Origin of the sequence: Tellurirhabdus rosea (assembly GCF_026278345.1) — a bacterium.
GTDB classification, from domain to species: Bacteria; Bacteroidota; Bacteroidia; order Cytophagales; family Spirosomataceae; genus Tellurirhabdus; species Tellurirhabdus rosea.
Genome location: NZ_CP111085.1, coordinates 871,584 through 890,169 on the forward strand (window position 1 = coordinate 871,584; position 18,586 = coordinate 890,169).

Annotated in this window: 18 protein-coding genes and 1 pseudogene; 14 read left to right on the top strand and 5 right to left on the bottom strand. The window is 56.1% G+C overall.

The window, feature by feature from the left end:
• Positions 1-101: 101 nt before the first annotated feature.
• The 8 genes from ORG26_RS03510 to ORG26_RS03545 all read left to right on the top strand — a co-directional run bounded on the left by ORG26_RS03510 (position 102) and on the right by ORG26_RS03545 (position 6,660).
• Positions 102-929 carry a universal stress protein gene (locus ORG26_RS03510; protein WP_266367141.1) on the top strand — a complete coding sequence of 276 codons (828 nt, stop codon included), beginning with the start codon at positions 102-104 and terminating at the stop codon, positions 927-929.
• Between the two features lie 170 nt (positions 930-1,099).
• A complete protein-coding gene (locus tag ORG26_RS03515) occupies positions 1,100-1,909 on the top strand; it encodes an MbnP family protein (RefSeq protein WP_266367142.1) in 810 nt (269 codons plus the stop codon).
• Positions 1,906-2,994, top strand: a complete 1,089-nt coding sequence (locus tag ORG26_RS03520) for a cytochrome-c peroxidase (RefSeq protein ID WP_266367143.1) — start codon at positions 1,906-1,908, stop codon at positions 2,992-2,994. The genes ORG26_RS03515 and ORG26_RS03520 overlap by 4 nt, the downstream gene beginning before the upstream one ends.
• A gap of 73 nt (positions 2,995-3,067) precedes the next feature.
• On the top strand, positions 3,068-3,295 hold the full coding sequence (locus ORG26_RS03525; RefSeq protein WP_266367144.1) for a hypothetical protein: 228 nt from the start codon (positions 3,068-3,070) through the stop codon (positions 3,293-3,295).
• A 105-nt stretch (positions 3,296-3,400) separates the two neighbouring features.
• On the top strand, positions 3,401-5,062 hold the full coding sequence (gene recN, locus ORG26_RS03530; protein ID WP_266367145.1) for a DNA repair protein RecN: 1,662 nt from the start codon (positions 3,401-3,403) through the stop codon (positions 5,060-5,062).
• 15 nt (positions 5,063-5,077) lie between these two features.
• Complete coding sequence (locus tag ORG26_RS03535; RefSeq protein ID WP_266367146.1) at positions 5,078-5,518, top strand: viral A-type inclusion protein; 441 nt, start codon at positions 5,078-5,080, stop codon at positions 5,516-5,518.
• A 57-nt stretch (positions 5,519-5,575) separates the two neighbouring features.
• Entirely contained in the window at positions 5,576-6,220 is a 645-nt protein-coding gene (locus ORG26_RS03540; RefSeq protein ID WP_266367147.1) for an SCO family protein, read from the top strand.
• Complete coding sequence (locus ORG26_RS03545) at positions 6,217-6,660, top strand: c-type cytochrome (RefSeq protein WP_266367148.1); 444 nt, start codon at positions 6,217-6,219, stop codon at positions 6,658-6,660. Before ORG26_RS03540 ends, ORG26_RS03545 begins: the two co-directional genes overlap by 4 nt.
• A 50-nt stretch (positions 6,661-6,710) precedes the next feature.
• On the opposite strand, the gene lptC is transcribed toward ORG26_RS03545, so the two are convergent.
• The 3 genes from lptC to ORG26_RS03560 form a co-directional block, all read right to left on the bottom strand.
• Positions 6,711-7,271 (bottom strand): LPS export ABC transporter periplasmic protein LptC, encoded by a 561-nt coding sequence (gene lptC / locus ORG26_RS03550; RefSeq protein ID WP_266367149.1) that lies wholly within the window; start codon positions 7,269-7,271, stop codon positions 6,711-6,713.
• A 78-nt stretch (positions 7,272-7,349) separates the two neighbouring features.
• A complete protein-coding gene (locus ORG26_RS03555; protein ID WP_266367150.1) occupies positions 7,350-8,651 on the bottom strand; it encodes an outer membrane beta-barrel protein in 1,302 nt (433 codons plus the stop codon).
• Positions 8,635-9,369: a type III pantothenate kinase gene (locus ORG26_RS03560; protein ID WP_266367151.1), complete on the bottom strand. Its 735-nt coding sequence runs from the start codon at positions 9,367-9,369 to the stop codon at positions 8,635-8,637. Before ORG26_RS03560 ends, ORG26_RS03555 begins: the two co-directional genes overlap by 17 nt.
• Before the next feature lie 485 nt (positions 9,370-9,854).
• Between ORG26_RS03560 and ORG26_RS23630 the strand changes: the two are divergent.
• The 5 genes and pseudogenes from ORG26_RS23630 to ORG26_RS03585 all read left to right on the top strand — a co-directional run.
• A pseudogene (locus ORG26_RS23630) lies at positions 9,855-10,499 on the top strand (mechanosensitive ion channel family protein); the annotation flags it as partial.
• 437 nt (positions 10,500-10,936) lie between these two features.
• The gene (rho, locus tag ORG26_RS03570; protein ID WP_266367153.1) at positions 10,937-12,955 is read left to right on the top strand and encodes a transcription termination factor Rho; all 2,019 of its coding nucleotides are present in this window, start codon (positions 10,937-10,939) and stop codon (positions 12,953-12,955) included.
• 193 nt (positions 12,956-13,148) lie between these two features.
• Complete coding sequence (locus ORG26_RS03575; protein WP_266367154.1) at positions 13,149-14,060, top strand: OmpA family protein; 912 nt, start codon at positions 13,149-13,151, stop codon at positions 14,058-14,060.
• Positions 14,061-14,099: 39 nt separating this feature from the next.
• Entirely contained in the window at positions 14,100-14,324 is a 225-nt protein-coding gene (locus ORG26_RS03580; RefSeq protein ID WP_266367155.1) for a hypothetical protein, read from the top strand.
• Positions 14,325-14,339: 15 nt separating this feature from the next.
• Positions 14,340-14,864 (top strand): hypothetical protein, encoded by a 525-nt coding sequence (locus tag ORG26_RS03585; RefSeq protein ID WP_266367156.1) that lies wholly within the window; start codon positions 14,340-14,342, stop codon positions 14,862-14,864.
• A 69-nt stretch (positions 14,865-14,933) separates the two neighbouring features.
• On the opposite strand, the gene htpG is transcribed toward ORG26_RS03585, so the two are convergent.
• Positions 14,934-16,766 carry a molecular chaperone HtpG gene (gene htpG, locus ORG26_RS03590; RefSeq protein WP_266367157.1) on the bottom strand — a complete coding sequence of 611 codons (1,833 nt, stop codon included), beginning with the start codon at positions 16,764-16,766 and terminating at the stop codon, positions 14,934-14,936.
• Positions 16,767-17,237: 471 nt separating this feature from the next.
• Between htpG and ORG26_RS03595 the strand changes: the two genes are divergently transcribed.
• The gene (locus ORG26_RS03595) at positions 17,238-17,537 is read left to right on the top strand and encodes a rhodanese-like domain-containing protein (RefSeq protein ID WP_266367158.1); all 300 of its coding nucleotides are present in this window, start codon (positions 17,238-17,240) and stop codon (positions 17,535-17,537) included.
• A gap of 2 nt (positions 17,538-17,539) precedes the next feature.
• Here the strand turns inward: ORG26_RS03595 and ORG26_RS03600 are convergent, their stop codons facing one another.
• Positions 17,540-18,469 (bottom strand): bestrophin family protein, encoded by a 930-nt coding sequence (locus ORG26_RS03600; RefSeq protein WP_266367159.1) that lies wholly within the window; start codon positions 18,467-18,469, stop codon positions 17,540-17,542.
• Positions 18,470-18,586 lie beyond the last annotated feature (117 nt).

The window sequence follows — 18,586 nt, forward strand, 5'->3', positions numbered from 1 at the left end:
AGGGGGCGGCGTGACTTCTCTCAGGTTTTCCCGTGCCTTCCATCATAGGGGAACGGGCTGGTTTCGGCTTATTTAGTCTCATCGAAATAGCCGCTACCATTATGAAAACCATTCTTGTCCCCACGGATTTCAGCCCCCTTTCCGAAAACGCCCTCGACGTTGCCGCCGATCTGGCCCGCCTTTACCAGGCGCAGATTATTCTGCTGCACCTGGTTCAGCAGGAATATCTGCCGTTGATGGTCCCTGAGTATTCGGTCGGGCTGGCCGACACGCTGGCCGCCGACTATGAACAGGCCCGCCGCGAAGCGGAAGAATCGCTCTGGGCGCTGGCGGCTCATCCCAAATATGCCGGAGTCTCCATCCTTCCCAAGCTGGGAAACAATACGGAAGGCTTTGTGAAAGGCATTACCGACGAATCGGCGGACCTGATTATTCTGGCCTCCAAAGGCGTGACCGGGTTGCAGGAATGGCTGGAAGGCTCCCATGCCGAACTGATCGTCCGCCACGCGTCCTGCCCGGTGCTGGTAATCAAGCAGCCCGTCGAACAGTTCAAACCCAAAAACATCGTCTGCGCCGTTGACCTGGATGATAACCTGAAAAAGCGCCATTTTTATCCATTCCAGCTCAGTGAGCACGGCCTCCGGCAGTTTGTTTACGTCCTGACGCCCACCGACGCCCGCACGCCGGAAGGCATCGAAGACTGGATGGAAGAGTTTGCGATGTCGAAAGGTATCGGGCATTATGATCTGGCGATCTGGCCGGACAAGTCGGTGCCGGAGGGCATTATCCATTACGCTTCCAAAGTAAAGGCGGACCTGATCGTCCTCTACACCCACGGCTACAAAGGGCTGCGGCATTTCATCAACGGCAGCGTGGCCGAAGATGTCCTCAACCATTCCGAAGTGCCGGTTCTGATCATGCGGGTATAACGGAACTTCGTCCGCAACCCGGGGCTTGTCGGGAAAATTTCCCCCGTAAGCTCCGGGTTGCGGGCACATAACCGATGCGGAAATTGTATACCAGACAGGCGGAACCATCGTTATTTTAACGGTGCCGTTCATCCGGTCAAGTTTGCGTTTCCCTTTCCGCACGAGGTTATATGACACGAGTTTTCCGCTTTTCCCAATTTTGCTTCTTTGGATGTCTGCTGGGCCTGCTGGCCTGCCGGGACTCCGATCCGGTGGCCGAAACGGGCCAGGTAACTGTTCAGATCGATAACGTGGTCGGTAATCAGGACCTGAAGCTGGGCAGTACGGCGTATACCAACGGCGTCGGGGAGACATTCACGATTTCCAAACTGGATTATTACCTGACCAACTTCCGGCTGCGTCGGACCGACGGTTCCGAAGCCATTCTGCCGCAGGATTCCAGCTACTTTCTGATCCGGGAATCGGATGCGGCCAGCCAGACGCTGACGCTGCGCGGCTTACCGCCGGGCGATTATTCCGAAATCTCGTTTCTGGTGGGCGTCGATAGTCTCCGCAATACGATGGACATTGGCCGACGAACGGGTGTGCTCGACCCCGCGGGCGGTCACAGCGCCGGGATGTACTGGGACTGGAACAGCGGCTACATCCACCTGAAGCTGGAAGGCACTTCGCCCAGCGCCCCGACCGACGCCACGGGCGGCCAGAATTTCCGGTATCATATCGGCCTTTTCGGCGGATACCAGACCCGCACGCTCAACAATCTGCGGACCGTCCGGGTCCTGCTGGGCAGCCCGGTTACGGTGGCTACCTCGGCCCGGCCTACGGTGGTCATCGCCGCGGACGTATTGCAGCTATTCAACGGCCCTACCCCGGTCAGCATCCGGCAGTATCCCGAAGTCATGGTAGGTCCTTTTTCTTCGACCATCGCTGACAATTACGCCCGAATCTTCCGTTTTTCGCGACTGCAGACAAACCCATGAAACGCTGGCACTGGCTAATGATGACCGTCTGTATAGCGCTCTGGGGCTATATAGTCACCTCCTGCCGTTCGGGAAGCGGCGGCGGCGATCCGGACCCGGAACCTGAGCCGGTGGTCAAAACGACGCCGTATCCCTGGAAGAAGCCCGCCAACTTCCCCGACCCGGTTTATGATTTCAAAAACAACCCGCTGACCCGGGAAGGCGTCGCGCTGGGCCGGGCGCTGTTCTACGACGGCATGCTGTCCCGCAACGGCACCATCAGCTGCGGCTTCTGCCACCAGCCCTTCACCGCTTTTGCCCATACCGACCACGCCCTGAGCCACGGCATCGACGACCGGATCGGGACGCGCAACGTTCCGGGAATTCAGAACGCCGCCTGGTCGAAGCATTTTTTCTGGGATGGCGGCATTGTAGACCTCGATCTTTTGGCGCTCTCCCCCATCCGCAACCCGGTTGAAATGGGTGACTCGCTGCCGAATGTAATGGCCAAACTGCGCGGCAGCGGCAAGTACCGGACGCTTTTTGAAGAAGCCTACGGAACAGACTCGATCACGTCCGAACGGTTCCTGAAAGCCCTGTCGCAGTTTATGCTGACGCTGGTTTCGGCCAATTCGCGCTACGACAAATTCAGCCGCAACGAGGGCGTCACCCTGACCGAGGAAGAAAGCCGGGGCCTGAACCTGTTCAAAGCCAAATGCAGCACCTGCCACGCGGGAGAACTGTTTACCGACGCCAGCTTCCGCAACAACGGCCTGCCCCGCATCACGTCCTCGACCTTTATAGACTGGGGCCGCTACAGCATTACGCTTCAGGAGGCCGACCGCCAGCGGTTTGCCGTTCCCAGCCTCCGAAACGTGCAGGTGACGCCGCCGTACATGCACGACGGGCGCTTCCGCACGCTGGAACAGGTGCTGAATCATTATGCCAGCGGGGTTGTGGACGGCCCGACGCTCGATCCGCTGCTGCGGCAGAACGGCCGCCTGGGTATTCCGCTGACCAGCCAGGAACAGGCCGATATTGTTGCCTTTCTGCGCACGCTGACGGACTACGATTTTATCAACAACCGCGAATTTCAGCCGCAATAAAGGTCTGCCGGGGATTAGTCTTGGGGTCGTTTACTGACACTTAAATTAAAATCGCCTACCTTTGCCGGAAGTCATGGGGAAACGTTTATTTCGCATCCGGTCGGGAGAGGTAGCCGCTCAGGTTGGGTCGTTAGTGGGCACAGAAGTCGATTTGATTCTGACCAGCAACCGGACCCTGCACGGGCGACTGCTGGAAGCGGCACTGCCGACAGTAGTTTTACGCGACAACATCGGACACCGGCATACGGTCGCGGTCGCGGACATCGAAGAAATCATTTACGACCGGACCTCCGCCTACTGAACCGTTGCGACGGCTGCCGGTAGCTCCGAATTCGTTCCAAAACTTCATCCGCACCTTCCGAACCGCAGGCCGCCCGGCGTTGTTAATCTTTTGAGGAATCTCTGTATGCTATCGCATCTACTGATTAAGAACTACGCCCTGATACAGCAACTGGAAATTGAGCCGGACTCGTCCCTGAACATCGTTACCGGGGAAACGGGTGCCGGAAAATCCATTATGCTCGGTGCCCTTGGCCTGCTGCTGGGAAACCGCGCCGACTCGAAGGTGCTTTACAATCCCGAAGAAAAATGCGTCATCGAAGGTACGTTTGATATTTCGGGGTACATCATTGAGCATATTTTTGAAGAAGAAGACCTTGATTATGAACAGACCTGCGTTGTCCGCCGGGAGATCAGCCCGAGTGGAAAATCGCGGGCGTTTGTAAACGATACTCCGGTCAATCTGGAAGCGCTGCGCCGCATTTCGACGCAGTTGATGGATATTCATTCCCAGCACGATTCGGTTCTGCTGGGGTCCAATGAGTTTCAGCTACAGATTGTCGATACCTACGCCCAGAACGACGCCCTGCTGCGTACGTACCGGGTCGATTACCGCGCCTATCGCCAGAAGCAGGAAGCCTACGACACCCTGCGCAGCGAGGCGTCGGCCATGAAAAAGGAATTTGACTACAACCAGTTTCTGCTCGACGAACTGGCCAAGGTTAGCCTTAAGGCCGACGAACAGGAGCAGCTGGAGCAGGAACTGAATGTGCTCGAAAACGCCGAAGTCATCCGGGAACGGCTGCAACTGTCGGCGGAATACCTGGATAACCCCGAGCAGTCGGTGGTCGCCCTGCTGAAAAGCGTCGTCAGCAATCTGGGGTATATCAACAAGCTGTCGGAGCAGTTTGATGCGCTGCGCGAACGGGCCCAGAGTTCGCTCATCGAACTGCGCGACCTGTCCGAAGAGATTTCTTCCGAACTCGACCGGGTAGACACGAACGAGACCCGCGCCGAGGCGGTCCGGGAACGCCTGAACGTCGTTTATCAGCTGCAGACGAAGCACCAGGTAAAAACAATCGCCGAACTGCTCGCCATTCAGGAATCGCTGGAGCAGAAGGTCAGCAAGGTACTCAATCTGGACGAAGAGCTGGAAAACGCCAAGGTGGAAGCGGAAGCGGCCCGCCAGCGGATGATGGACAGCGCCGAGCGTCTGTCGGCCTCCCGGAAAGCCGTTCTGCTGCCAATCGAAAAAGAAATTGGCGGCCTGCTGAGCGATCTGGGCATGCCCAACGCGACGCTGAGCCTCCAGGCCGACACCGGCAAACCCACCGGCAGCGGAATCGACACGATCACTTTTCTGTTCAGCGCCAATAAAGGAATTAAGCTCCAGCAACTGAAAAATGTGGCTTCGGGCGGGGAGTTTTCGCGGCTGATGATGGCGATCAAGTACATTCTGGCCAGCAAGCGCTCCCTGCCGACCATCGTTTTTGACGAAATCGACACGGGCGTTTCGGGCGAAATTGCCATCAAGATGGGCAATATGATGCGGGACATGGCGCACAATCACCAGATTATCTCCATCACGCACCTGCACCAGATTGCGGCCCAGGGAGCGGCCCATTATTTTGTTTATAAAGACCATTCCGGCAACAAAACCGTTAGCCGGATCAAGAAGCTGACCTTTGAGGAACGGGTTCGGGAAATTGCCCAGATGATCGGCGGAAACAACCCGTCGGCCACCGTCATCAGCAACGCCCGCGAAATCCTGTCCCATACTGTGTCATAACCACCTAACTTATACATGCGTAACGCACAAGCAATTGCTTTTTCGCTGCTCCTGCTGGCAGGCTGTCAGTCCGGGGGTAACAACGCCGAGAAGCTCGAAATGGAAGTCATGAAAGTCCACGACGAAGTGATGCCGCGGATGGATGAACTCATGGACCTGAAAAGCCAGATCAGCACCCGGATCAGCCGCCTCGACAGTCTCGCCGCGGCAAGCCCGTCCGCTTCCAGCCTCGACTCCCTGAAACAGGACGGGATTGCTACCAATCAGGCGCTGGCGGAGGCCGACAGCCTCATGATGACCTGGATGAACCAGTACAATCCGGACACGCTCAAAGTACTGGACGAGGCGGGCGCAGTGTCGTACCTCAGCCGGGAGAAGGAAAAAATTGGCCGCGTCAAAGAGAAGTTCAGCAGCAGCATCGAACGTGCCAAAAAGTACCTCCAAAGCAACCCCTGACCCGAACGAAACGTTGCGAAAACGTGTCTTTTTTACATAGACAAGGGATTTAGTCTTATGAAAATGGTCTTCAAAAGTGCGGGAATTGCGCTGCTCGTGGCGGCCTTCTGGGCCTGTTCTTCAGAAAGCGATAAACTGCCCATCTACGGAGAGCGGGAAACCGTCAACAGGACCGTGGACGGCAAAACGGTCGTGGACACCGTTTACCACCGAATTCCGGATTTCGCGTTCACCAACCAGGACGGCCAGCCCGTTACCGGCAAAACGCTGGACGGAAAAATCTACGTCACGGACTTCTTCTTCACCACCTGCCCCACCATCTGCCCCAAAATGAAAACGCAGATGAAGCGGGTGTACGACAAATACAAAGGCAATCCGGAGGTGATGATTCTTTCGCACACGATTGATCCGCGCCACGATACCCCGCAGGTATTGAAGGAATTTGCCACCGGTCTGGGCGTGACCGACGGCCAGTGGCAATTCGTGACGGGCGAGAAGGAGAAACTCTTTGCGCAGGGAAAAACGTACATGGTGGTGGCGCAGGACGACAGCGCGGCCCCGGGCGGACTGCTGCACAGCGGCCATTTTGTCCTGGTAGATAAGGATAAGCACGTGCGCGGCATGTACGACGGCACGACCGAGCAGGGCGTCAACAAACTGATGTCCGATATGGAAAAATTACTGGCCGAATACAAAAAATGACCTACCGACATCTGCTTTGCTCGGCCTTTCTGGCAGCCGGTGCGCTTGCCCACTTTTCCTGTGAAAGCGAAGCCGAATTGAAACTAAAGAAATATAAAGTCGTCGGCCAGCGCGTTTATGTCGAAAACTGCGCCAACTGCCACCAGACGGACGGCCAGGGGCTGGCCGCCATTTATCCGCCACTGAATAAGTCCGATTATCTGAAAAACAAAGAGAAGGTCATCTGCCTGATACGCCACGGCCTGAACGGCCCGATCGTCGTCAATGGCCGGTCCTACAACCGACCCATGCCCGCCAATCCGCAGCTCACCGACATCGACGTCGCCACGCTGACAACCTACCTATATACGCAATGGGGCGGCGAGACAGGCATCACGGACGTGAAAGAAGTGAGCAAAGTGCTGGCGGAATGCGGTGGAGCCGCAGTGGAAAATGAATAATGAATAATTAATAGTGAACCGCGGTCCGCCGCGGTTCATTTCTTATGCTCCTAAAACGTTCCTGGTTCGACGCGGAAGATGCCCCTTGGCCGCCGGATGGTGTATTCAGAGAAATCCTGGTTGGAATCCAGTCCGTCGCCGTCGAGGCGTTCGCCGGTGTTTTTCAGCAGGATGTTCACCGCCTTTTCGGTATACACTTTTTTGGTGACGGGGTTCCAGGTCAGCTCGTCGGTTTTTAGCTGTTCGTTTTTCTGTTTGTTAATGACCACGACATTGCCCATCACTTTGTACAGGTTTTTGTCGTTTATGTAGCGGCCCGAATCTGCCCGGAGCGTGGTCATCACTTCCTTATTGGGTCCAAAGAACTCGATATCGACCTGTTTGGGGTAAATCCGGTCGTCGTTTTCGTACTTGAGCTGCAGCGGCGTATTCATCTTCACTTTCAGCTGGCCGCCCTCGCTGAACAGGACCTGAACATTGTTGATTTCTTCCAGCGGTCCGGTATAGGGCTTGCTGGCTGCCACCTTTTTTTGCTCTTCGCAAGCCGTCAGCAGCCAGCCGGTGCACAGCAGGAAAAGACCGGATACCAGTTTTGCAGAAATTTTTATCATAAGCCAATTGCCCGAAATGCGTTCTGTCGGTAAACAGAAACCATTTCGGGCAAGTTCGTTTGTACGCGTTAAGAAACGTTAATCCACCCGGAAGCGCTGGAACCAGCGGTCGTTCAGCGAGAGGCTCAGGCCGATGCGGGTATACCGTTCGCGGATCTGGCCCTCAAACGAGGTGTTGCCCCGCTGTCCGGCGGTCACCGAAAGCGAGATGGAGTTAACGAAACGCCCGACCGGCAGGGCAATGCCCAGGCTGGCATTGACGTCGTTGAGTGCCTTTCCGTTGACCACATTCGGTAACTGGCCGTAGCCAACGCCGAAGCGGTAGTTGATCAGGTTCAGGTAGTTGCTGGAAGCGGTCTTTGGCAGAAATTCAATACCGGCGTTCACCGCGTAGCTGTCACGCAGGCCCGGATTCGCCCCGGTCACCGTCCGGTAATTGGACCACTTTTCGTAGGAGACTTCGGCTCCCACGGCAATGTTCAAGTTCTTCTCCAGCACCACCCCGGCCCGCAGTTTAGACGGAAAAACAAGGGTGCCCTTCTGGTTGGAACGAATGGTATCGGCCAGCGAGATCACCTGCTGCGCCTGCCGCTGTTCGTACGCTTCGGTTTCCCGGGCCCGGATTTTGGTTTGCGGCTCAAAGGTCGCTCCCAGGTTCAGGTTCCAGTTTTTGCTGAGCTTCGGCCGCCAGGCGCCCCCGAATTTGAAAACGAGGTCGCTGTACGTGCTTTGCGTCGTCCGGGACACCACAATGTCCGTCGAAAGGTCGCCAAGGCCGTTGATGATGACCTGCGAATTGGCCTCCCGAACGGCATTACCGAACATAAATCCGGCTTCCAGACCCAGAAAGACATTTTTGCCAACCTGAAACCCGTTGGTAATCGTCGCCTTGTTGAGACCCCCGCGGCCGGTATACACCGTCCGGGAATCGTAAATGGTGGCCGGTTCTACCTTGCGGAAAACGGTGGTATTGTAGTCGATGAAACTATACGGCCGCAGTCCGAAGCCTGCCGACCATTTGCCCGTAACCGGGAACGCCAGGTTCAGGTAGCTCAGGTTGCCGCCAAAATCCCGCTGCGACTGCAGGCGGTCGGAAATCCGTTTGGCCTGGCCGAGCAGACCGACCTCGAATATTGTCGACCGGTTGCGAACCAGCAGGGCGGGGTTGGCCGAATTGAGGTGAAACGGGTTGGCGTAGGCCACGCCGAGTCCACCCATGCCGCGGTTCCAGACGTTGTTGTCGCCGTAAAGCTCGCCAATGCCCTGTGAAGAATACGGAGAATTACCCAGACCCTGACCTTGTGACGCGAGTGGACTTAATCCGAACAGCAACAGGCTGGTATAAAAAAGAGAAGAAACGCCTTTACGACCGATTGACATTATTATATTCTAAGATACGATTCAAGCCCAACAGCACCAGCTCCGGAACTGCAAAGATGGGCGGTTTCAGGCTACTTTCAAAGAAAGGAGCGTCCCCCCCGCATAAGAGTACTTTTACCGCTGGATGGTTGGAACGGTGAGCTTCTAAAATTCCGTTCAGTTCGGCCAGTAATCCGTTGACAACTCCGGCCTGCATGGCCTGCCGCGTATTCCGGGCCAACAGAGGCGGGTTGGCATCTTCGGGTTCCACCAGCGGCAGTCTTTCTGTAAACGAATGCATGGCCAGAAATCGCATGCGAAAGCCCGGAGAAATCATGCCGCCCTGAAAAACAGACACCTCATCGACCAAATCATAGGTGATACAGGTGCCCATGTCGATCACCAGACAGGCTTCCTCCGGAAACAGCACTTTCGCCCCGACCGCGGCCGCCACCCGGTCGGCTCCCAGCGTGTGCGGGGTGTCGTAGCGTTTTTCCAGCGGCACCGGCGTCAGGCCGTTCAGCGACAGAAAGAAAACGTCCGGCAGCAGGGCCAGTTCGTCGCGCAGACTTTCGCCTGGCTGACTCGTCGACGATACCAGCACGGCCGCTGGCTCTTTTTGTTCTGCCAAAGCCCGCACGCCCGGCAGCGTCAGGTTACGGTGAATTTCCGGCGGCTGGCCCGGTGCAAACCAGGCGGCTTTGAGGGCCGAATTGCCCCAGTCGATGACAAGGTTCATGGTTACAGAAAGCGCAAAAATTGTAAATCCAGTTCGTATTACAGAATTTTGAGCCATAAAAACACCCGCCCGTTATGGAAATCGTTCAGCAGTGGTTCAGACAGCAGCTTTTGGGAAATACCGTGGGGAACCTGTTTCTCTTTGCCGCCCTGCTGCTGGTCGGCTTTTTTCTTCGCCACCGGCTGTCCAATTCCCTCGGTCGGCTGATGTTTGTGCTGGTCCGGCGGGAGGTCGGCAGCGTGCCCCTCTCCGACTTTCTCCGGCTGGTCCGTAAACCGGTTGAAGTCCTCGTTTTTCTGCTTTTTCTGTACCTGGCGTTCAGTCTTATTTCGGTGCCGGAAGTCTGGCAGCTGACCCCACCCGACCGCTTCGGCCTGCGGCTGATCCTGATTCGCCTGTACGAAACCACCGTGATGCTGGCCCTGATCTGGCTGGCGATCCGCATCATCCGGTATTTCTCGCTTATTTTTCAGAAACGGGCGGCCATGACGGAAAGTCGGCTGGACGACCAGCTGGTGCCGTTTCTGCGCGACCTGATCATTCTGGGCGTCTGCATCCTGGGCGGATTCGCCACGCTGGGCATCGTCTACAAGGTCAACGTCGTCGGGATCATCACGGGGCTCGGCATCGGCGGTCTGGCCATTGCCCTGGCCGCGCGGGAAACGCTCGAAAACCTGTTCGCCTCGTTTGCCATCCTGCTCGACCGGCCTTTCGTGACAGGCGACACGGTAACGTCGGGAACGGACAAGGCCGCCGTCACGGGCACGGTGGAACGGATTGGTTTCCGGAGCACCCGCCTGCGTACGGATAACGGCAGTCTGGTGGCCGTGCCCAACCGGCTGATGATTTCCCAGACGCTGGATAACCTGACGGACCGCACCAAACGACAGTCCAAATCGGTCCTGCGCCTTTCTGTCGATACTTCCCCGGAGAAGTTACGGGCCATCGTGGAAGAAATCCGCCTCATGCTGGCCACGCACGAGCTGACCAATGTAGAACCGGCGCTGGTTCAGTTTGATGCATTCGGCGAAAGCTCGCGGGATATTCTGGTACAATACAACGTCAATACGGCCGACTGGCGCGAATTCAACCAGATCAAGGAGCAGGTGAACTTTCACCTGATCGACATTGTTGAACGAAATGAAGGGCAGTTTGCATTTCCGACACGCATCCTGTATCTTCGCAACCATTCCGAACAAACGCTCGAACAATAAAGTTAAAGCGTTTAGGCTTCAGATTACCAAATTATGTTGCGGGTCCTCAACCCACTCAAACATAAATTTGGCTAAAATCCTGAAACAATTTCACTTGCCGGTCGTTTTCTGTTGACAAGACAGGGTTTTCGTAGTAACATTGCGGTAATAAACCCATTTCAGCAGGCCGACCGCAATTGATCCGCCCAACATTCCGACGCGTAACTGCAAACTCACACTCCTTTACAGTTGACCGTTTTGTACGTTTCAGTTGGCTTGTTCGTATAATCCACTAAAATTCCTCTTTGACAATACTCATTCACAACCCGATTTGGATTATCAAGTAAAGTCCTCTTTGCTTACAGCAGCATTTTATGTATAATATTGAAGAACTCAACCTTAAGCTTCTGTCCGAGCTGCGGGCAATCGCTGAAGAATTTAAAATCCGCGACATCTCGAAATTCAACAAGAAAGAGCTGATTTATAAGATATTAGATCAGCAGGCCATCATGCCCGAATCCGCTCTTCCTGTTGCCAACGGTACGGCTGAAGCTGCCTCTCCTGCTGCGGATCCCCAGCGCCGTCAACGCCGCCCCCGACCGGAAGCTGCCAGCGTCCCGGCCGTTTCAACGGACGAAGACCAGCCAACTCCGGAAGTACCCGCGGAAGTTGTTGCGCGGCCGGTAGCCGAACGCCCCCGTCGCGAAAATGGGGGCGAACGCGGCAACCGCAACGAGCGTACCAATGATCGCCGCAGCGGCGACCGTCGCAATCCCGAAAACCGTCAGCCACGTCCCGAAGGGGCTCCTGCTCCTGAACGGACTCAGGCCGAACGTCCCGTGGCCGAATCAGCACCCGTTGCGGTAACCCCCGCTACGGAATCGCCGGAAGAGCCCCGCCGCCCGGAAGGTGACAGCAACGACCGCCGCCAGCGCCAGCGCATTCGCCGCGATGGACAGGAAGAACGCCCTGACCGCCGCCGTCCGTCTGCAGTGGAAGAACCGGCGATGGATCTGAACGCCGAAGCGGATACGGAAGATTTCTACGCCGCCCCCGCTGAAGCGGAAGGGGCAGTTCCCGAAGCGGACCTTGCAACGGCTCCCGAAGCAGCCCCGTCGACGGATTCCCCAGCGCAACCGGCCGCTCCTCAGGGTGGCCAGCAGCAGCCGAACCGGCCGAACGACCGTAACGGCAATGGCAACGGTGACGCCGTAACCCGTCCGGACGAATATACCAACCGCATCCGGCGGCAGTACAACCAGCACATCCGCGAGTTCGACGGCATCATCGAAAACGAAGGCGTTCTGGAAATTATGTCCGACGGTGGCTACGGCTTTTTGCGCTCGGCGGATTACAATTACCTCGCCAGCCCGGACGACATATATGTATCACCGTCACAGATCAAACTGTTTGGTCTGAAGACCGGCGACACGGTGCGCGGCCAGATCCGTCCGCCGAAAGAAGGCGAAAAATACTTCGCTCTGCTGCGCGTTTCGACGGTCAACGGCAAGACGACCGAAGAAATCCGCGACCGGATTCCGTTTGAATACCTGACACCGCTGTTCCCGGAAGAGAAACTGAACCTGAGCACACGTCCGGATCAGTATTCAACCCGGATTGTGGACCTGTTCTCCCCCATCGGGAAAGGCCAGCGGGGTATGATCGTGGCCCAGCCGAAAACCGGTAAAACGGTGCTGCTGAAGGACATCGCCAACGCCATCACCAAAAATCACCCGGAAGTCTACCTCATCATTCTGCTGATCGATGAACGTCCGGAAGAAGTGACCGACATGGCCCGTAGCGTCCGCGCCGAAGTCATCTCCTCGACGTTTGACGAACAGGCCGAACGCCACGTAAAAGTGTCGGCGATGGTGCTGGAAAAGGCCAAGCGGATGGTCGAATGCGGCCACGACGTGGTGATTCTGCTCGACTCCATCACGCGTCTGGCCCGGGCCTACAACACGGTGGTGCCTTCGTCGGGTAAGATTCTGTCCGGTGGGGTTGACGCCAACGCCCTGCACAAGCCGAAGCGCTTTTTTGGAGCCGCCCGGAACGTCGAAAACGGCGGTTCGCTGACGATCATCGCCACGGCCCTGATCGACACCGGCTCGAAAATGGACGAAGTGATTTTTGAAGAATTCAAAGGAACGGGTAACATGGAGCTCCAGCTCGACCGGAAGCTTGCCAACAAGCGTGTCTTCCCGGCCATCGACGTCATGGCCTCCGGCACCCGCCGCGAGGATCTGCTGCTCGACCGCGAAACGCTCCAGCGCGTCTGGATTCTGCGCAAGCATATGGCCGACATGAATCCCATGGAAACCATGGATTTCCTGCTCGACCGCATGCGGGGCACGCGCAACAACGACGAGTTTCTGGTTTCGATGAACCGATAACAAATCACGATTCCGTAACTCATTCTAGTTCATACGGATACAAAGGCCGCCTCTCGGTTACATAACCGGGGCGGCCTTTTTTTGTGCCCTATAAAATTTTACAAAAACCGGCTCCGGACGATTACTTCTGCGACTTCGCTCCGTCTAAGCCATTGAGCCTCCTACTGTTGACAACCCACTACTTTCACTCCGTATGTTTTCAAGTAAAACCTTCTGGCTGGTCCTGCTGGTGCTCTGGATGACCGGCTCGACCTGGTGGCATTTGTGCCACATCAAACATTTATGTCCCGACTCTTCCGGACAGGGGCCCGCTGCGCTCTCCGCCAGTCCGCCCGCGTTTACCCCGCCCGCGCTAACCATTTCTGACGGACAGCGTCTGTCACTATCCTCCGCCGGTAATTTCAGTTTTGCCGTTTCGGGTGCCGACATCAACACCGGCCCCCTCCGCCCGCTACTCGACTCCCTGGTGGGCTACCTGAAGGCCGCGCCCGGAAAAACCCTCGAACTCACCGGCTCTTACGGCTCTCAGGAACAAAACGCCACTTCGTACGGCAACCTGGGGATTGCCCGCGCCGAAAGTCTCAAAACCCTGCTGGTCCAACTAGGCATTGCTCCCGACCGGCTAACAACCCGCGGGCAGCTTGACGAGAATCCGGCGATTACGCCCGCCGGAGATTCCCTCTACGGCGGCATTGGGTTTGCCTTCTCCGGCAAAAAGGCAGCGGTAACCGAAGAGGCTCTCGCTAAAGCGGAAACCTATGAATCTGTGCTCAAACCCATTGACCTTTATTGCCAGGCGGGCAGCCAGAATTACATCCGGACCGCCCAGACCGCCCGGTTCATTCAGGAAGCAACGGCGTACCTGAAGCAGCATAAGAGTAAAAAGCTGCTGCTGACGGGACATACCGACGATACCGGTTCGGAAGCACTGAACGTTCGGCTATCCCGCTTCCGGGCCACCGCCGTCAAGGCAGAGTTAGTAAAGGCGGGGGTTTCCGCCGACCAGATCCGGGTGGAAGGCAAAGGCGAAGCCGAACCCAAAGCCCCCAACGATACTGAAGACGGCCGCAAAGCTAATCGCCGGGTAACTATCGTTGTCCTCTAATGACTCCCAAGTGTTAAACCGCCAAACTAAAAGCTCCTTATGTTTGATCTGAATCCCCTCCAAACGCCCAACGCTACGCTGCATCACTGGATCATGCTGCTGGTTGCCGGTACGCTGGGCTTTATCCTGGGCTACCTCTCCCGCCGACAGGCCTGGAAACAACTCGAAGCCGAACACGAAGCCTTGTGCAATGCCGTCGCCGGCTGCCGGGAGGCTGAGTCCGCTTCCGGCCCGAACAGGGAACGATTTTCTACTACTCTTTAACTTCTTCCGGAATCCATGAATCCATTAAGCCATCCTGTAGCGATCACTGAAATCCTGCTGCTCCTGGCGTTTGCCGCTTTTGTTGGCTGGCTGCTGGCCCGCCTGCTGTTTGCGGGCCGCCTGAGAGACCTTAGAGCTGCCATTGCGGACGAACGGCTGGCGCTGGATGAATGCCGCCAGGCCCGCCATTCATCGCCCAAAGTCCAGCCGTCGACCGTCGGTGAAGAAACCGATGAAGCGTCCGTCCTGGCCCGGATTGCCGCCCGGGCCTCGCAACTTAATTTTACCCGCATCGGCTTTGCCAGCACGACGGAGGCCGACGACCTGAAGGACATAGTGGGCGTCGGGCCTTTCCTCGAAAAAAAGCTGCATAGCCTCGGCATTTACACCTTTCGGCAGATCGCCAACTTTACGCCCGAAGATGTCGATATGGTGAACGAGTTCATCGAGTTCTTTCCGGGCCGCATCGAACGCGACGACTGGGTCGGTCAGGCCAGAGTTCTTCACGATACCCGATACGGCCGCAAGGCTGACGCCTGACCGCTCCGACAGTAAACAAAAAAGGTCGCCCCACCGGAGGCGACCTTTCTTTATATTATCCGGCTGTTTCTAGAGCGTCTCGGCCGTGCGGCGGATAAACGCCGTCAGGTCGGCGCCGGAGAGCATGCCTTGTGCCAGTTTGGCCAGGTCTACGGCCTGCTTCACGAGTGCTTTCTGCGCGTCGGCATCCGTCGTTTTCAGGATGCGGTCGGCCAGTGGGTGGTTGGCGTTGACGGCCAGGTTGTAGCTGTCGGGCAGTTGGCCGAACATCATCTGGTTGCCGCCGCCCAGGGCCGACATGTCTTTCATCCGGCGGAAAAATTCGGGCAGGGTGATCGTCACCGGCAGTTCGTCCGTCGGCATGCCTTCGACCGATACCGTGGCCGCTTTGTTGTTCAGAGTTTCTTCGAAGAGCCCTTTCAGCTTGTTGCGGTCGTCTTCGGACAGCACGCTGTCGTTACTCAGCCCCTTGTCGATGAGTTTGTCCAGCGTGTCGGCGTCCACGCGCTTGATGCTGGTCTTTTCCAGTTTGTACTCAATGCCGTTGATGAAGTGGCTGTCGATGACATTGTCCAGCACCAGCACTTCGTAACCACGCCGCCGGGCCGACTCGATATAGCCGTGCTGCTTTTCAACGTCCGAAGCGTAAAGCCAGATTACCGTATCGCTTTTGTCCGTCTGGGCCGCCTGAACGGCTTCGCGGTACTCGTTGAAGGTATAAAACTTGCCCTCGGTGGTTTTAACCAGACAGAAGTCTTTCGCTTTTTCGTAAAACTTCTCGTCCGAAATAATGCCGTATTTGATGAAAAGCCCGATGTCGTCAAACTTCTGTTCGAAATTAGCCCGGTCGTTGCGGAACATTTCGGACAGTTTGTCGGCCACTTTTCGGGTGATGTAGCCGTTGATCTTTTTCACGTTGCTGTCGGCCTGTAGGAAGCTCCGCGACACGTTCAGCGGGATGTCCGGCGAATCGATGACGCCGTGCAGCAGCATCAGGAAGTCGGGCACGATGTCCTTCACCTCGTCGGTAATGAACACTTGTCGGCTGTAAAGCTGAATCTTCTCCCGCTTGACCTGAAAGTCGTTTTTCAGCTTCGGGAAGTACAGCACGCCCGTCAGGTTGAACGGGTAATCGACGTTCAGGTGAATCCAGAACAGGGGGTCTTCCGAGAAAGGATACAGTTCCTTGTAGAACGCCACGTAATCCTCGTCTTTCAGGTCCGCCGGCGACTTGGTCCAGATGGGCGTCGTGTTGTTGATGACCTTGCCGTCAAACTCAATCTCGACGGGCAGGAATTTGCCGTACTTGTCCAGAATCTGCTGAATCCGAAACGTTTCCAGAAACTCCTCGGAATCTTCGGCGATGTGCAGGATAACGTCCGTACCACGTTCGGCACGTTCGGCGGCGGTGATCTCGAACTCCGTCGAGCCGTCGCAAATCCAGCGGGCCGCCTCGGCGCCTTCCCGGAATGATTTAGTAATTATCTCGACCTGGGAGGCCACCATGAAGGCCGAGTAGAAACCGAGGCCAAAGTGGCCGATAATGGCGCCTTTGTCGTCTACCTTGTCCTTGTACTTTTCCAGAAACTCCGAGGCACCCGAGAAAGCAATCTGGTTGATGTACTTCTTGATTTCCTCGGCCGTCATGCCGATCCCGCGGTCGCTGACGGTGATCGTTTTGGCTTCCTTATCGACAGAAACCGTCACTTTCAGATCGCCCAGTTCCCCGTTGAACTCACCGAATCCGGCTAGTTTTTTCAGTTTCTGGCTGGCGTCAACGGCGTTGGAAACCAGTTCGCGGAGGAAAATCTCGTGATCAGAGTAGAGGAATTTCTTGATAATCGGAAAAATATTCTCCGTGTGGATGGAAATCTGGCCTTTTTCGTTCTGTACAGCTTCCATAGTTGTAGTAGCGAATAATGAATAGTGAGTGGCGAATAAGTATGCTTCGGCGGGCTTCAAACGGTGTTCCAAAAAAGAAAGTCCTGTCAGATTGACAGAGCCTTTTTCGTCAGTGTCTCCCTGCACGCAACTGCTGACAGGCTTCGGCTCGGCGGCATCGTCCAGAAAATTACCAGGCTGACAGCCATTCCCCATCGGCGCGTCGAAGCGAACACCTGTGGCCTCGCCGTTTTTACGACTGGACAAATCGACGGGAACTCCGGTCTGGAGCCGTAGAATCTCTTTTAGCAAAGTCCTGAACCGGACCCTCCGCCCGAATGTTCGGTAAGTAGGCTCGTGCCCGGAAATCCCGGTAAGGCCCCCCTTTTTATTCAGACAAAAATAATTATGCGTGAAGCGTGAAGAATAAAGTGCCAGTCACCAAACAGTTTTTGGCAATCCTGACGCATTCTTCTTCGCTTTCAAACCTTTATGAAAACGTACTCCGACATATCCCTGACCGAGCTTTCGGCGATTGTTGAACAACCGGACTTTGTGCTGGTCGATGTGCGGGATGAGTGGGAATACGACGAATTCAACATTGGCGGCCTGAACATTCCCCTGCCCGACATCCGCGCCCGGAAGGCAGAACTGCTGCCTTACAAAACCCTGATTATCGTTTGTACGAACGGAGTCCGGAGCCGGGTTGCGGCCAAAGACCTGTGCCGACAGCCGGAGTTTCAGGACAAGATCGTCTACCACCTTCATGGCGGCCTCATAGAGGCAGAATAACCTCAGATGACGACGGTAAAGAGCGGCTTGGCGGCTTCTTTTTCCTCGGACGGCAGATGCAGGTAGAGCAGGTCATGCACATTGACCCGAATCAGGTTCGACAGCTGGTTCAGCGGCAGGTCGTTGCGGTCTACGCCAAAGGGGTCTTCAATCTCCTCTCCCAGAATTTCCAGGCCGATCAGCATGTACGACGTAATCATGACGACGGGAACGGCTACGTACCCGTATTCTTCCAGGAGCGTAAACGGAAGAATCAGGATGTAGACCATGATCAGGAACTTGATCAGGTAGCTGTACGAAAACGGAATGGGCGTGTTTTTGATCCGTTCGCAGATACCGGCCACGTTCAGTAATTCGCCCACAAAGCCATTCAGATTGATCGATTGCGCATCGGTGATGACACCGGCCCGGTAAAGCTGTTCCAGCCGCAGCCGCAGTTGCGCCACCACCGCCCCGGGCTGGTGTTCGATGAGGGGAAGCATCTGGTTGGGAACAACGTCGAGATCCTCGATTCCCTCGGGTACCGGATTGTTGCGCAGGGTGTTGGTCAACGCAAAAGCAAAATTGGAGATGCCGCGGGCAAAGAACCGCCGGTTGGCGTCGTCGTCTTCGGGCAGAATGCCGCTCAGGAGAGCGGCCAGATTCCGGCTGGTGTTGATGAGTGATCCCCAGGCCTTTCGACCCTCGTAAAAGCGGTCATAAGCCGTGTTGGTCCGGTACACCAGCAGCAGGCTCAGCAGAATTCCCAGTGCCGAAAAATATTCCGTCGGGGTCCGGGACAGCTTCAGGTCCAGAAAACGAAATTCGACGACAGCAATGATCGTCACATAAAGCCCGGCGATAAGCACTCCTTTCAGAATGGAGCGGGCCGAGTCGCCGGTGTGAAAATACCAGATGCATTTCCACCAATCTTCCTTCTTATATAAAATCATACGCGTTGAGCAAACCGGATGATGTCACAACATCCAATTTGTACAACTGCTGAAAACGGCAAATGGTTGTCACCCGCGGGGCCACTTCGGTAAGTTAAAGTACCCTGACCCCGCTCT

Excerpts from the sequence above, each read along its gene's own strand:
- ORG26_RS03510 (WP_266367141.1), top strand. The coding sequence starts at position 102 with ATGAAAACCATTCTTGTCCCCACGGATTTCAGCCCCCTTTCCGAAAAC.
- ORG26_RS03515 (WP_266367142.1), top strand. The coding sequence starts at position 1,100 with ATGACACGAGTTTTCCGCTTTTCCCAATTTTGCTTCTTTGGATGTCTG.
- ORG26_RS03520 (WP_266367143.1), top strand. The coding sequence starts at position 1,906 with ATGAAACGCTGGCACTGGCTAATGATGACCGTCTGTATAGCGCTCTGG.
- ORG26_RS03525 (WP_266367144.1), top strand. The coding sequence starts at position 3,068 with ATGGGGAAACGTTTATTTCGCATCCGGTCGGGAGAGGTAGCCGCTCAG.
- recN (WP_266367145.1), top strand. The coding sequence starts at position 3,401 with ATGCTATCGCATCTACTGATTAAGAACTACGCCCTGATACAGCAACTG.
- ORG26_RS03535 (WP_266367146.1), top strand. The coding sequence starts at position 5,078 with ATGCGTAACGCACAAGCAATTGCTTTTTCGCTGCTCCTGCTGGCAGGC.
- ORG26_RS03540 (WP_266367147.1), top strand. The coding sequence starts at position 5,576 with ATGAAAATGGTCTTCAAAAGTGCGGGAATTGCGCTGCTCGTGGCGGCC.
- ORG26_RS03545 (WP_266367148.1), top strand. The coding sequence starts at position 6,217 with ATGACCTACCGACATCTGCTTTGCTCGGCCTTTCTGGCAGCCGGTGCG.
- lptC (WP_266367149.1), bottom strand. The coding sequence starts at position 7,271 with ATGATAAAAATTTCTGCAAAACTGGTATCCGGTCTTTTCCTGCTGTGC.
- ORG26_RS03555 (WP_266367150.1), bottom strand. The coding sequence starts at position 8,651 with ATGTCAATCGGTCGTAAAGGCGTTTCTTCTCTTTTTTATACCAGCCTG.
- ORG26_RS03560 (WP_266367151.1), bottom strand. The coding sequence starts at position 9,369 with ATGAACCTTGTCATCGACTGGGGCAATTCGGCCCTCAAAGCCGCCTGG.
- rho (WP_266367153.1), top strand. The coding sequence starts at position 10,937 with ATGTATAATATTGAAGAACTCAACCTTAAGCTTCTGTCCGAGCTGCGG.
- ORG26_RS03575 (WP_266367154.1), top strand. The coding sequence starts at position 13,149 with ATGTTTTCAAGTAAAACCTTCTGGCTGGTCCTGCTGGTGCTCTGGATG.
- ORG26_RS03580 (WP_266367155.1), top strand. The coding sequence starts at position 14,100 with ATGTTTGATCTGAATCCCCTCCAAACGCCCAACGCTACGCTGCATCAC.
- ORG26_RS03585 (WP_266367156.1), top strand. The coding sequence starts at position 14,340 with ATGAATCCATTAAGCCATCCTGTAGCGATCACTGAAATCCTGCTGCTC.
- htpG (WP_266367157.1), bottom strand. The coding sequence starts at position 16,766 with ATGGAAGCTGTACAGAACGAAAAAGGCCAGATTTCCATCCACACGGAG.
- ORG26_RS03595 (WP_266367158.1), top strand. The coding sequence starts at position 17,238 with ATGAAAACGTACTCCGACATATCCCTGACCGAGCTTTCGGCGATTGTT.
- ORG26_RS03600 (WP_266367159.1), bottom strand. The coding sequence starts at position 18,469 with ATGATTTTATATAAGAAGGAAGATTGGTGGAAATGCATCTGGTATTTT.